The organism is Salana multivorans (assembly GCF_003751805.1).
Classification (GTDB): domain Bacteria; phylum Actinomycetota; class Actinomycetes; order Actinomycetales; family Beutenbergiaceae; genus Salana; species Salana multivorans.
On the sequence record NZ_RKHQ01000001.1, the window covers coordinates 2,772,514 to 2,783,085 of the forward strand.

General features: G+C 71.0%; 22 protein-coding genes. All 22 read right to left on the reverse strand.

The window, feature by feature from the left end:
* Positions 1–42 precede the first annotated feature (42 nt).
* On the reverse strand, positions 43–1,008 hold the full coding sequence (locus tag EDD28_RS11995; RefSeq protein ID WP_123739805.1) for a hypothetical protein: 966 nt from the start codon (positions 1,006–1,008) through the stop codon (positions 43–45).
* A complete protein-coding gene (locus EDD28_RS12000) occupies positions 1,005–1,787 on the reverse strand; it encodes a hypothetical protein (protein ID WP_123739806.1) in 783 nt (260 codons plus the stop codon). Before EDD28_RS12000 ends, EDD28_RS11995 begins: the two co-directional genes overlap by 4 nt.
* Complete coding sequence (locus EDD28_RS12005; RefSeq protein ID WP_123739807.1) at positions 1,784–2,278, reverse strand: hypothetical protein; 495 nt, start codon at positions 2,276–2,278, stop codon at positions 1,784–1,786. Before EDD28_RS12005 ends, EDD28_RS12000 begins: the two co-directional genes overlap by 4 nt.
* A gap of 104 nt (positions 2,279–2,382) precedes the next feature.
* On the reverse strand, positions 2,383–2,634 hold the full coding sequence (locus EDD28_RS12010; protein ID WP_123739808.1) for a hypothetical protein: 252 nt from the start codon (positions 2,632–2,634) through the stop codon (positions 2,383–2,385).
* Positions 2,627–3,355, reverse strand: coding sequence for a hypothetical protein (locus EDD28_RS12015; RefSeq protein WP_123739809.1), 729 nt, complete (start codon positions 3,353–3,355; stop codon positions 2,627–2,629). The genes EDD28_RS12010 and EDD28_RS12015 overlap by 8 nt, the downstream gene beginning before the upstream one ends.
* Positions 3,352–3,510, reverse strand: coding sequence for a hypothetical protein (locus EDD28_RS17415; RefSeq protein WP_170169458.1), 159 nt, complete (start codon positions 3,508–3,510; stop codon positions 3,352–3,354). The genes EDD28_RS12015 and EDD28_RS17415 overlap by 4 nt, the downstream gene beginning before the upstream one ends.
* The gene (locus EDD28_RS12020) at positions 3,507–4,292 is read right to left on the reverse strand and encodes a DNA-methyltransferase (protein WP_123739810.1); all 786 of its coding nucleotides are present in this window, start codon (positions 4,290–4,292) and stop codon (positions 3,507–3,509) included. The genes EDD28_RS17415 and EDD28_RS12020 overlap by 4 nt, the downstream gene beginning before the upstream one ends.
* Positions 4,289–4,666, reverse strand: coding sequence for a hypothetical protein (locus EDD28_RS12025; RefSeq protein WP_123739811.1), 378 nt, complete (start codon positions 4,664–4,666; stop codon positions 4,289–4,291). Before EDD28_RS12025 ends, EDD28_RS12020 begins: the two co-directional genes overlap by 4 nt.
* Complete coding sequence (locus EDD28_RS12030) at positions 4,663–5,061, reverse strand: hypothetical protein (protein ID WP_123739812.1); 399 nt, start codon at positions 5,059–5,061, stop codon at positions 4,663–4,665. Before EDD28_RS12030 ends, EDD28_RS12025 begins: the two co-directional genes overlap by 4 nt.
* Entirely contained in the window at positions 5,058–5,384 is a 327-nt protein-coding gene (locus EDD28_RS12035) for a hypothetical protein (protein WP_123739813.1), read from the reverse strand. The genes EDD28_RS12030 and EDD28_RS12035 overlap by 4 nt, the downstream gene beginning before the upstream one ends.
* Positions 5,381–5,869 carry a hypothetical protein gene (locus EDD28_RS12040; protein ID WP_148059611.1) on the reverse strand — a complete coding sequence of 163 codons (489 nt, stop codon included), beginning with the start codon at positions 5,867–5,869 and terminating at the stop codon, positions 5,381–5,383. Before EDD28_RS12040 ends, EDD28_RS12035 begins: the two co-directional genes overlap by 4 nt.
* Complete coding sequence (locus tag EDD28_RS12045; RefSeq protein WP_123739815.1) at positions 5,866–6,258, reverse strand: hypothetical protein; 393 nt, start codon at positions 6,256–6,258, stop codon at positions 5,866–5,868. The genes EDD28_RS12040 and EDD28_RS12045 overlap by 4 nt, the downstream gene beginning before the upstream one ends.
* The gene (locus EDD28_RS12050) at positions 6,248–6,436 is read right to left on the reverse strand and encodes a hypothetical protein (protein WP_148059612.1); all 189 of its coding nucleotides are present in this window, start codon (positions 6,434–6,436) and stop codon (positions 6,248–6,250) included. The genes EDD28_RS12045 and EDD28_RS12050 overlap by 11 nt, the downstream gene beginning before the upstream one ends.
* Positions 6,437–6,533: 97 nt before the next feature.
* Complete coding sequence (locus EDD28_RS12055) at positions 6,534–6,749, reverse strand: hypothetical protein (RefSeq protein ID WP_123739817.1); 216 nt, start codon at positions 6,747–6,749, stop codon at positions 6,534–6,536.
* Positions 6,746–6,919: a hypothetical protein gene (locus tag EDD28_RS17420; RefSeq protein ID WP_170169459.1), complete on the reverse strand. Its 174-nt coding sequence runs from the start codon at positions 6,917–6,919 to the stop codon at positions 6,746–6,748. Before EDD28_RS17420 ends, EDD28_RS12055 begins: the two co-directional genes overlap by 4 nt.
* A complete protein-coding gene (locus tag EDD28_RS18100) occupies positions 6,916–7,962 on the reverse strand; it encodes a DUF7666 domain-containing protein (protein WP_170169460.1) in 1,047 nt (348 codons plus the stop codon). Before EDD28_RS18100 ends, EDD28_RS17420 begins: the two co-directional genes overlap by 4 nt.
* 387 nt (positions 7,963–8,349) lie before the next feature.
* On the reverse strand, positions 8,350–8,490 hold the full coding sequence (locus EDD28_RS17430) for a hypothetical protein (protein WP_170169461.1): 141 nt from the start codon (positions 8,488–8,490) through the stop codon (positions 8,350–8,352).
* A 98-nt stretch (positions 8,491–8,588) separates the two neighbouring features.
* Positions 8,589–8,810, reverse strand: coding sequence for a hypothetical protein (locus EDD28_RS12065; RefSeq protein ID WP_123739818.1), 222 nt, complete (start codon positions 8,808–8,810; stop codon positions 8,589–8,591).
* A gap of 67 nt (positions 8,811–8,877) precedes the next feature.
* Complete coding sequence (locus EDD28_RS12070; RefSeq protein WP_148059613.1) at positions 8,878–9,135, reverse strand: hypothetical protein; 258 nt, start codon at positions 9,133–9,135, stop codon at positions 8,878–8,880.
* Positions 9,136–9,173: 38 nt separating this feature from the next.
* Positions 9,174–9,362: a hypothetical protein gene (locus tag EDD28_RS12075; protein ID WP_123739820.1), complete on the reverse strand. Its 189-nt coding sequence runs from the start codon at positions 9,360–9,362 to the stop codon at positions 9,174–9,176.
* Positions 9,359–10,174: a BRO family protein gene (locus EDD28_RS17720; protein WP_211339179.1), complete on the reverse strand. Its 816-nt coding sequence runs from the start codon at positions 10,172–10,174 to the stop codon at positions 9,359–9,361. The genes EDD28_RS12075 and EDD28_RS17720 overlap by 4 nt, the downstream gene beginning before the upstream one ends.
* 69 nt (positions 10,175–10,243) lie before the next feature.
* The gene (locus EDD28_RS12090) at positions 10,244–10,492 is read right to left on the reverse strand and encodes a transcriptional regulator (RefSeq protein WP_123739821.1); all 249 of its coding nucleotides are present in this window, start codon (positions 10,490–10,492) and stop codon (positions 10,244–10,246) included.
* Between the last annotated feature and the right edge of the window lie 80 nt (positions 10,493–10,572).

Here is a 10,572-nt window from a genome sequence, read left to right on the forward strand (position 1 = left end):
CCCCGCCGACCTGGTGGTGGGCGGGGCTCTCGGGGTGGGTGGTCAGGCGGGCGGCTCGGGCGGCCAGTCGGTGTCGTCGCTGGCGGTGGGCAGGGCGTTGAGGTCGCTCTCGAGCTGGTCGATGAGGCGGGATGCTTCGTCGCGGGTGAGGTCGGACCGGGAGGGGACGTCGCGGCCGGCGACCTCGGAGACGTACTGGAGCGCGAGGGTCCGGTCGGTCATGCCGAGGTCGCGCATCGCCGCACCGATCTTGCGGATCTGCGCGTCCGTCACGCGGGCAGGCTCCGACGGCTCGGGGTCCGACTCGGGCCCGAGCTCGGACCTGAGGTCGTCGGACGGGAGGTCCGGCTCGGGCGGCTGGGGCCGGTCGCGGTTCACGCGGGACCGGGCGCGGTTCACGCGGGACCGGGCGGCGGACTCCCGGGTGACCGTGGTCGTCGCGGGCTGCTCCAGCTCCAAGTCCTCCACCGAGTACGGCACGCCGGCCAGGACGTCGGCCGCGATCCGACGGGCGACCTCCGCCGCCGCCTTCGCGTAGAGCATCTCGACCGGGTTCGTCTTGTACTTCGCATTGCCGGTGTAGCCCGCCTTGGTGGCCCGCTGGATGGTCCACTCGGCGCGCTCGACGTGCTCGGACCCGCGCCGCTGGCCGCAGACCGTGACGGCCTGGTCGCTGGCGGACTCGGTCCAGATCTGGTGGCCGTGAGACAGGGCGAGAGCGACCATCGTCCGCGCGTACAGGGCGGGGGTGCCGTGGACGACGTAGATGGACCGCAGCGACGCGATCGGGGACAGGCCCAGCTCGTCGCCCATGAGGATCGCGGCGGTCGCATTTCCGACGTCGGTCATGCCCTTGGGTACGAACGCGGTCTGAGAGAGGGCGCGGGCGAGTTGGTTCGCGGCCTGGCCCGCCTCTGCCCAGGAGATGAGTCGCCGCCCAGTCGGGTCGGATGGGGCGAGCGTGGCGATCTCCGTCCGCGCCGGGTTGTAGGGGGTGAGGTCCGTCATGCTGTCTGCTCCATCTCCATCGGGTCGCCGACGAGGTTCTTGAGCCAGTCGGTGCGGCTGGCGAGGTAGTGGACGTGCTGGAAGACACGGAACGCCTCGGCGTGGTCGCCGAGGTCGTACAGGGCTGAGCCCTGGGCGGTGATGTGGACGACGCCGATGTGGTCGATCTGGGGGAGGGGCTGCTCCTGACCGGCGAGTCCGTAGAACTCCGCGCCCGCGTAGGCGGCGGTCTGGAGCGCGGTCTCCCCGTAGACGCCGCTGGACGTCTTCCAGTCCAGGAGTGCGGTCTGCTCGGCCCAGGGGCCGCGGCCGAACCGCACGACGGCGTCGAGGGTGCCGGCGTACCAGAGGGCGCGGTGCCCGACGGGCTGCTCGGTGATGATGGGCTCGACGGCCCACTCGTCGAGCCAGTGGGCGTACCCCTCGACGTGCGCGAGGAGGTGGTCGGGCACCTCGACCTCGGCCCCGTTGATGATCTGCTCGGCGAGGGCGTGGACATCGGTGCCGCGCACGGCGGCCTCGTCGCGCTTCTGCCATGGGACGGCCTTGAGGGCGGCGATCGCGGGCGCCTCGCCCATCTCCCAGAGCGCGCGGACGCCGTCGGGATTCTGGACCACGTACTCCGCGACGGACTTCGCAGCCCAGTAGGGCAGTGCTGGCTTCGGGATGCCCTTCCCGATGATCGTGGTCACCCCCGGGACCGGCTTGCCGTCGAGCCAGTAGCGGTGTGCCGACTCGGAGAAGCGGAGTCCGGACGGCCTCGGCTTGGGACCGCTCACGCCGCGACCTCCCCGTGGGGGGCGAGCCAGCGGGGCCGTCCGATGAACGTCACGAGGACGTACCCGCGACCGACCGGCTTGGCGGGGTCCCAGGGCTCGGCGACGGTGAGGTCTCCCTCGGCGACGCGACGCAGCGGCATCCGCCAGTGCGTGAGTCCGCGCCGCTTGATGGTGTGGCGGGCGAACTGCACGCCCTCGGCGGCGGTGGGGACGTGCAGGCCGGTGTACAGCTCGATGCCGTAGCCGCGGGCGATGTCCTCGCGCCGCTCGACGTCGTCGCTGCCGGCGAGCCCGACCCAGTACTGGGTGCCGTCGCTGGTGCGACGCGGGTACGCCTCGCCGGGGTCGAGCGTGGGGATGCGCGACCCGGTCAGGGTCAGCACCTCGACGCCCGCCGTGAGGATCTGGGTGGTCGACGCGGGCGTGATCGGGTTGGTGAAGATCGTGCGGGTCAGACCGTCGAGGACGGCCCGCTCGGTGCTGCTGGTCATGTCTGTCTCCGGGTATGCGAAGGGCCCGGCACCGTGGTGGTGTCGGGCCCCTTGGTTGGGGTGTGGTGGTGGGTCAGGGTGTGGCGATCCCGCGGTTGACGAGGTCAGCCACGGTCCTCTCCCTTCTCGATCTGGTCGGCGCGATCCCGGAGCCAGTCCGCGTGGTGGCGGGGGTCGTAGCAGTCGAGGGGGACCGCGTCCGCCGCCTCCCGCAGAGCCCTCGCGGCCACCTCGCGGTCGTGAGCGGAGAGTCCTCGGCGTACCTCGGCCTCGGTGAGTTCGCGCCAGAAGTTGTCCCCCAGGTGCGTCATCCCGGCGACGATCTCGTCCGTCGTCGGGGTGTACGGCTCAGCCACAGTCGGCCTCCTCCACGGTGAAACCGAGTGCTTCGATGATCTCGCGAACGTTGTCGCGGATGGCCCACCGGTACTCGTCGTCACGCACCCCGGTGGGCGAGCCACCAAGCGCTTCGTTTGTTGGCCAGTCCTCGCCTGGTTCCAGTCCTGCATGTGCGCGGGCGGCAGACTCGAACTGCTCGGCCGTGATGGTGACCGTGCGCGGGGGTGTCGCTTCCGGTTTGAACACGGCCTCAAGAGCGGCGAGGGCGACGTCGAGTGCATCCTCGACCCGCCGGTGGGTACCGTCGATCCTCATGTCGCGGGGCCAGTACCTGCGCCCCTCACCTACCGCCTCGACGGCCTCCACGAGCGACCGGAGCGCGTCCCGAAGATACGCCACCCGCTGCTCGGCCGTGACCGTGCGCGGCCCGGTGAGGTAGCCCCGGGCGGCGAGGAAGCGGACGAGGACCTCCGGCGCCGCCTCGACCCGCTGCGGCACCCCGTCGATGACGTGCGACGACTCGATCGACGCGTCGAAGACCTCGTCATCCCATGCAGCATCGAGGATCGCGTCGACACGGGATGCCTCGTCACGCAGTGCCCGCGCCGCCTCCTCGATCACGTCCCCCGACGCGACCGGCGAGACGGTGACCTCGATCCAGCAGTCGCCGAGCGGGGTGTGCTCGTCGGGCCTGGCGATCATGTCGCCGTCACGGGTGGACAGCCAGTAGCGGGTCATCGGGGCCACCTCTCGGTGATGGGGTTGTCGTCGGAGTCGAGGATCACGGCGGCGTGGGGGCCGTCGTGTCCGGCGGGCAGGTGGCAGGTCGGGGCCTGCTCGACCTGCGCGCCGACGCGGATCGGGGCGCGTCGCTGGCCGCATCGTGGGGTCACGTCGTGAGTCCTTCCAGGTTGAAGCCCACCTCGATGGGCTTGGTGAGGCGCGCGGCGGTGGCCTCGCACTGCTCCTCGCGCGCCTCGATCAGGACAGCGCGGCGACCAAGATGCCGTGCCGCAATCCCGGTAGACCCGGACCCGGCGAACGGGTCCAGCACGCTCCCGCCCTCGGGGACGCTGTACTGGATCAGGGGCGTGAGCACACCGAGCGGCTTCTGCGTGGGGTTGAGGCGCCCACGCTTAGGCTCGCTCTTCGCCTCGATCACCGAGGTCATCCAGCGGGTGCCGTCATCCACCCACGGTCGGAATGGCTTGAAGTGCCGGTCGAACACGCCGTCACCGCCAGGACCGCCATCATCACCGGGGCGTGCTCGCGTGCCGGACGGGGCACCAGTTCGGCTCACCTTTGGCAGCGCGCGATGCTGCCCCGGCCACGATCCGCGATACCAGTGGACGGCGTTCTCGTGCCTTCGCAGGAACCGGTCGGTGATCATCGACGTCGCAGCGTTCTTTAGCCAAACGATTTCCTGCCCGAACCGCCACCCGTCGAACTCGTCGGCCCGGGCGAGGATCATGCGCATCGTGCCGAAGCACCACAGCGTGTCCGTGTGTTCGGCGACGGCATCGGGCCACCCGGTGGGCCACCGGTCCCACGCCAAGTTGGTAGTGCCGTACGGCGGGTCTGTGATGCACGCGTCGAACCGGCCGAGCTCGGGCAGCACGTCGAACATCGACCCGTGGTAGAGCGTCACCAGGTCGTCGGCGTAGTAGGGGGTCACGACGCACCCCCTTGGCCGTACTCGCTGGCGATCCGGGCGGCGCGGCGGAGTCCGGCCTCCCAGAACATTCGGTCGTAGTCGGTCGGGTCGCCCTCCCATCCGGCCTGGTGGTAGGCCTCGACGCTGGCCCGCCACTCGTCGTCGCCCATCGCCTCGATGGCCTGAGTGATGCCCTCCCGCTCGGCGGCGACGGCCTCGGCTACGAGGCGTGGGTCGTGACGGAGGATCGCCGCGAGACGCCGCGCCTCCGGCACCAGCGATCCGACGTCGATCCCGTTGTCGTCCGCGCGGTCCTCGGCGAGGGCGTTTGTGAGCGCCTGAACCAGCGGCGGCAGCGCCTCCAGCTCGGCCAGGGTCGTGATCTGCTCGCTCATGCGTTGAGTCCTTCCAGGTCGAACGGGGTGTCGCCGTCGATGGGCTGCGGTCCGGTCGGCTCGGGGGTCGGCTCGGGCGCGGGTGTGTTCTCTCGCATCCACGCGTCCCACTCGTCAGAGAGGTCGTAGTGACACAGGGCGTCCCGGATGTCCTCGGCCGTGACGCGGCCGTACTCGACCTCGCGGTCCAGGCTCTCCACGGCGCGGTCGAGCGCGTCGCTGACGGCCATGGAGGCTCGCGACTGGCGCTGCTCTGCCTCGGTCGGGTTGTCGACCCGAGCCCTGTGTGACGACGGGCCGTCACCGAACGTGGATGAGAGGTGCGCGTTCATCTCGGCCCGGTCCGCGAACGTCGCGGGGCAGTCCAGGCAGTGCGCGTACTGCTCGCCGCTCATCGGTCGAACACCCCCGCTGCGACTGCACGGAGCGCGGCCCGCTCGGACTGTCGCATCGGCTCGAAGTCCGACGTGCCCAGGAGCTCCTGGGCGGTCGTCTCGCTGACCTCGATGTTGTCCACGATGGACCAGCCGTCCTCGTTGAGGACGTCGACCGTGTAGCAGCGGCGGACCGACTCGTCAGCGCAGTCGTGGACGAATCGCGGGAGTGCGTCGATCGACGCCTGCCGCTCCTCGGCAGTGTCGAAGATCGCGCCGCCGAGGGTGAAGAACTCGTTCTCGTCGTGGTTCGCCTCCGTGATCTGGAGGCCGTAGCCAGTCATCGGGTCACCGGCTCTCCGTCAGCCACGATCCGCGCGGGGGTCCAGGCCGTGATGTGCTCGGGGCTGTGACTGCGGTGGCCACGGACGTTCCTCGGCGTGTTCCAGATGCCGCAGTCGTTCAGGATCGCCGTGCGGCCCTCGATGCCCCGGATCGTCGCGTCCACGATCATGGACCCCGGCTCGGTCGGCAGGGTCGGGGCGGGACGGTCGAGCAGGTAGACGATCAGGTCGGCGCGGACGACGGTGCGGCCCGCCAGCTGTCGGAGCGTGTAGGGGCCGATGGCGCGGCAGCTCGGCGAGCGCAGGGTGCCGTCGCCGTCGATCCCCGCCACGACGCCGGTCCTGCTAGGGGTCACGTCGTCCTCGGTCCACTCGACGCGCACGGTGTCACCCACGCGCACCTCGGACAGGGGGATGACGCGGGGCAGGGTGGTGCTGGTCTCGTCGCGGCACATAGCGCAGCCGCCAGCGCATTCGTGGTTCACGGGGTCTCTCCTTCGGTCGTGGTGGTCTCGGGGGTGGGGGCGAGCAGTGCCCGCATGTCGCGATCGAAGCGCCAGACGTCCTCCGGCTCGATGCCCTCGCCCGCCTCGCTGGTCTCGGGGTCGAAGTAGCGGGCGTGGACCGACCGCACGGCGTCGAGGCGGGCGGCGAGGGCGTCGTTCTCGCGCTGGGTCGTTTCGAGGTCGACGTCGCCGTCTCCATCGCGCTGCGCCCGCAGTCGCTCGACCTCGGCGTCACGCTCGGCGAGCAGGTCCAGGAGGGCCGGGACGTCCTCCAGGGAGCGGACGACCTCCAGCGGTATCCACGCCTCGATCGCCCCCCTGCCTCGCGTGTGGCGGTCGCGGATCGCGGCGATCTGGTCAGGCGTCATCGTCCCTGCTCCTCTCGTAGTCGTCGTCGGGGTCACTCATGTCGGTCTCGTGCTCGGTGCCGCAGTCGGGACACGTCCACACGGCGTGCGTGTCCCGGGGGCCGCCGACCAGCTCGGCCTCGGTGTCGTCGTCGTAGCCGCACGGGCAGCCGAGACAGACGGTCGCGAGAGTTCTCATCCCGACACCGCCCATAGCAAGGTCAGGACGACGATCACGGCGAGGACACCCCGCGCGATCCACGTCCACGGGTCCGGGTCGGGCTCACGTGGCGGGGTCACCGGACACCGTCCTCGGCCCGGAGGTCCGCGACGACGGCGAGGACCCGGTTCACCAGCACCCCGAGCGCGCCGGCCGTGTAGGTCTCAGCGCCGTCGGCGATCAGCCGCAGCGCCGCGCCGTCGAGGTCAGACCCCTCCCACCCCGCGAGCGCCCGGCGGATCTCCACGACGTCGTCCGCCCCGTCTAGGACGCTGGCCTTGCGGGGGCTCATCGGGCACCACCAGGGAGGTGTCGGGCGAGACGGTCGGCGTAGGCGACTGCCTCCGTGTGCGTGCCGGCCTCGGCTAGGGGGCTCAGGCCGAGGTTGGTGCGCCAGTACACGACCCACGGAAAGCCGGGGGTGCCGGGGCGGCGGCGGACGACGACGGTCGGGCTGTTCATGCTGCCTCGATCGGGTCGCCGTCGAGGGTGACCTCCCGCAGCACGGTCACCCTGGGGGCCTTGCACTTCGTGTCGTCGATCGGTCGCAGGTCGGCGACGGGGACGGTGACCTCGAGGAACCTCGTGGCGTCCATGTAGTGGTCGCGGGCCATGACAGGGGTGGGGCAGGCGTGCAGCCCACCACCGCACTGGTTGTCGTCGCGCCACCGGGGGTCGGTGATCGTCTCGCCGATCGGGTACTGCGTCAGCGTGTACTGGTGGCCGGCGCAGAGGTCGTCGTCGACGGCCTTGTAGAGGTGGACGAGCCCGTCGGAGTCGGAGCCGCGGGTGTGCAGGTCGACCCAGGTCGCCGGGTCGTACTCGTCGATGCCGGTCAGGTCGATGAGGTGACCGCCGGACACCGTGGCGCGCTGCGAGTGGACGTGGATCGCCGTGTGGCTGCCGCCGGTCGCGGTGGAGCGGTCGCGGGCGTGGGCCGTGGCGAACGCCCGCAGCTCGGCGCTGGAGGAGTCCCACAGCACGGCGCGGGAGGAGCCCCACAGCACGGCGCTGGAGGAGCCCCGCAGCACGGCGCTGGAGGAGCCCCGCAGCACGGCGCTGGAGGAGTCCCACAGCTCGGCGCGGGAGGAGCCCCGCAGCACGGCGCTGGAGGAGTCCCACAGCTCGGCGCGGGAGGAGCCCCGCAGCTCGGCGCTGGAGGAGCCCCACAGCTCGGCGCTGGAGGAGTCCCGCAGCTCGGCGCTGGAGGAGTCCCACAGCACGGCGCTGGAGGAGCCCCGCAGCACGGCGCGGGAGGAGCCCCGCAGCACGGCGCGGGAGGAGCCCCGCAGCTCGGCGCTGGAGGAGTCCCACAGCACGGCGCTGGAGGAGCCCCGCAGCACGGCGCGGGAGGAGCCCCGCAGCACGGCGCGGGAGGAGCCCGTGTCGTCGATGCGGATGACGACGCCCGCGGGGGAGTCGATGTAGACCGTGACGTAGTCGTCGTGGTGCGCCTTGATCGCGGCGTCCCACTCGGCCTGGCTCGTGACGGTGATGGGGGTCATGATGTGGTCCTGTCGATGTGGTGGGCGAGCGTGGTGCCCGCGGGGATGGTGGGGGTCAGGGGGGCGGCGATGGATGCCGCGGTGGCGCGTCGGGGAGGCAGCAGTCGACGGCGTCGGATGCACGCCCAGGCGGCGAGGTCAGCCCGGTGCAGGTGTCCGCACCGTCGCATCGTCAGTGGGGCCAGCCCGTAGCGGCCCGACCCCCACCCCCACACGACCAGCGCCACACCCACGGCCAGCACTAGCGGGTTCACGGCACGACCCCCGTCCACGCGGCACCAGCGACCATCGCCGACAGCACCAGCAGCACCAGGACAGACCCCCACACCGTCTCCACCACCACGTCCCAGCGGGACCGGGAACGGCGGGGGCGGGGGGTGCGGCGGGTCATGCCGCGTCCCGGTGAGCAAGGTGGTCCGCGAGCGCGTACACCTGCACGGCATCCATCGCGTCCTCGTGCCGCTCGTGCGTCTCGATGTACTGCCCGTGCGGACCCCAGATGTCAGCCCGACCGAACGCGACCAGCACCGCCCAACGGCCCGTACCGCCCCGCTCCGACACCCGCTCACCCAGCCGGCGAGACGGACGGACGGTCGGGCGGCCACACGACGGGCACGGCGGGCGGGTCATGCGTCCGGGAGGCTCGCGCGCCACTCGGCGGCAGCCTCAGCGGTGATGTAGAGGCGGCCACCCTTGCCGGGCTTGTTCCTCTTGGCTCGCAGCGGCGGGTAGTTGGCGGACGTGCCGTCGATGCACTGGCGCACGGTGGTGGGACCGATCCCGTGCCAGCGGGCGAACTCCTCGACGCTCATCAGCGCGGGGGTCGCGGGGAGCTGGATGTCGCTCACGGCGATCTCCTTTCGGGTACAGGAAGGCCCCGCTCACCAGGTGGTGGCGGGGCCGGGGTGGGTGGGGTTAGGCGGGGATGCCGTTGAGGGCGTGCCAGGCGGTGGGGTCCTGGTAGATGCCGAGGATGCGCAGGTCGACGGGCGGGTCCAGGTGGGTGATCCACTCGCGCCGGTACTGCTTCGCGGCCCGGCGCACCTCGGCGCGCACCTGCGTCTCGTCACCGGGGATGACGTAGTGCCGCCGCTCGCACTCGTCCCGGATCGCGTTCTCGCACCAGGCGAGGGTCGGGAGCGGTGTGCGCTCGGGCCGCATGGACGAACTCATGCACGGCGTGGTGTCCCGCCCGACGGCGGGCGGGGAAGTCATGGGCGACCCTCGCGATCGGCTCGGACGTGCCGGCTTGCGATGTCCTGAACGCGCTCGGGGAAGTCGCGGGCCACAACCCGCGACGATCCGTCGTCGTGGAAGAAGCACGTCTCGACCGAGCCGTCCGAGAGGACGACCGTGCTGTACTCGCCGCCCTGCACGCGGGTGACGATCGGGGAGGTCATGAGACCACCTCGAGGCCGGCGCCGCCCTCGATCGGCTCGGCGGTGGGGATCCCGGACTGGCGCACGAGCCGCGCGATCGCGGACGCGCCGGCCGGGGTGATCTTGAGGGTGTGCATCGCCTCGCCCTTGAAGCGGGGCGCCTCGTGGGCCAGGCGCGGCGTGAAGTACATCTTCTTGTCCGCGTAGGCGGAGTAGCGGCGCTGAGGCTCGATCTTCTGCGCCTTCTCCGACCAGCGCGAGGACAGCTCGACGTAGATCCACTTCCGCTCGACGAGCAGCTCCCGCAGCGCGCTCTCCTTGACGCCGAGGTTCGCGGCCACCGTGCGGAACGTCAACAGGTCGGAGTCGGCGACGTACGTCTCGACGTAGGCGACCTTCGGGGCGTCGGCCTCGATCTGCGCGTTGAGGGTGGTCGTCCTCTCGACCTCGGCGGCGAGCATCCGCAGCGCGTCGGAGTACGACTTGGGGAGCGCGCGGCCCTGCACGACGCCGTAGCCGCCGGTCCTGCGGATCGCGGGGAGCACCTCGTGCGTGACCCAGCGCTTGAACTCGCGCGCTTCGGGCTTGCGGCTGCGGAGGATCAGTGCGTACAGCCCGGACTCGGAGATGATCGCGACCTGCTGCGCCCCGCCAGGGGTATCAGCAGTAGTGACACCCTTCTCGTCGTCGTCGAGGTTGACGATCGCCTGCGAGATGTTGCCGAGGCCGAGGATCTGGCAGACGTCCTTGGCGATCCACCAGGGCTCGCCGTGCTCGTCGATGATGTGGCGGACACCGTGGCCGTGGAAGTTGAACTGCGTGAGGTCGGTCATTGGTACGCTCTCCTTCGAGTGGTGGTTGCCCCGGTGTGTCTTGGCGGATGAGCCGGGGCACTGCTGTATCTAGGCGGCGTCGGTGTGGACGTCGTCGGTGGAGCGGGCGAGGGTTGCGACCTCGCCGACGCTCATGTCGAACGCCCGGCAGACGCCGGCGATGAACTGTGCGCTGGCGTTCTGCTTGCCGTCCCGCACGCTGACGAGCGTCTGTCGGCTGACTCCGATGGCTCCGGCGAGGGCGTCGTCGGAGGCGATGCCCGAGTAGCGCTTGATCCGGTCCAGGAGCCCGGGACGGATCATGAGGGTGGCGGACATGTCGCTCCTTCCATGGTCGCGATTGCTGCGATGTCATCCATGATGCACGACAACTCAGCAGGTGTCAACCGAAAGTCATC

What these genes read in the sequence shown, in the direction of transcription:
- EDD28_RS11995 (WP_123739805.1), bottom strand. Translation starts at nt 1,008, where the DNA reads ATGACGGACCTCACCCCCTACAACCCGGCGCGGACGGAGATCGCCACG.
- EDD28_RS12005 (WP_123739807.1), bottom strand. Translation starts at nt 2,278, where the DNA reads ATGACCAGCAGCACCGAGCGGGCCGTCCTCGACGGTCTGACCCGCACG.
- EDD28_RS12015 (WP_123739809.1), bottom strand. Translation starts at nt 3,355, where the DNA reads ATGACCCGCTACTGGCTGTCCACCCGTGACGGCGACATGATCGCCAGG.
- EDD28_RS12025 (WP_123739811.1), bottom strand. Translation starts at nt 4,666, where the DNA reads ATGAGCGAGCAGATCACGACCCTGGCCGAGCTGGAGGCGCTGCCGCCG.
- EDD28_RS12030 (WP_123739812.1), bottom strand. Translation starts at nt 5,061, where the DNA reads ATGAGCGGCGAGCAGTACGCGCACTGCCTGGACTGCCCCGCGACGTTC.
- EDD28_RS12035 (WP_123739813.1), bottom strand. Translation starts at nt 5,384, where the DNA reads ATGACTGGCTACGGCCTCCAGATCACGGAGGCGAACCACGACGAGAAC.
- EDD28_RS12045 (WP_123739815.1), bottom strand. Translation starts at nt 6,258, where the DNA reads ATGACGCCTGACCAGATCGCCGCGATCCGCGACCGCCACACGCGAGGC.
- EDD28_RS12050 (WP_148059612.1), bottom strand. Translation starts at nt 6,436, where the DNA reads ATGAGAACTCTCGCGACCGTCTGTCTCGGCTGCCCGTGCGGCTACGAC.
- EDD28_RS12055 (WP_123739817.1), bottom strand. Translation starts at nt 6,749, where the DNA reads ATGAGCCCCCGCAAGGCCAGCGTCCTAGACGGGGCGGACGACGTCGTG.
- EDD28_RS17420 (WP_170169459.1), bottom strand. Translation starts at nt 6,919, where the DNA reads ATGAACAGCCCGACCGTCGTCGTCCGCCGCCGCCCCGGCACCCCCGGC.
- EDD28_RS18100 (WP_170169460.1), bottom strand. Translation starts at nt 7,962, where the DNA reads ATGACCCCCATCACCGTCACGAGCCAGGCCGAGTGGGACGCCGCGATC.
- EDD28_RS12070 (WP_148059613.1), bottom strand. Translation starts at nt 9,135, where the DNA reads ATGAGTTCGTCCATGCGGCCCGAGCGCACACCGCTCCCGACCCTCGCC.
- EDD28_RS12075 (WP_123739820.1), bottom strand. Translation starts at nt 9,362, where the DNA reads ATGACCTCCCCGATCGTCACCCGCGTGCAGGGCGGCGAGTACAGCACG.
- EDD28_RS17720 (WP_211339179.1), bottom strand. Translation starts at nt 10,174, where the DNA reads ATGACCGACCTCACGCAGTTCAACTTCCACGGCCACGGTGTCCGCCAC.
- EDD28_RS12090 (WP_123739821.1), bottom strand. Translation starts at nt 10,492, where the DNA reads ATGTCCGCCACCCTCATGATCCGTCCCGGGCTCCTGGACCGGATCAAG.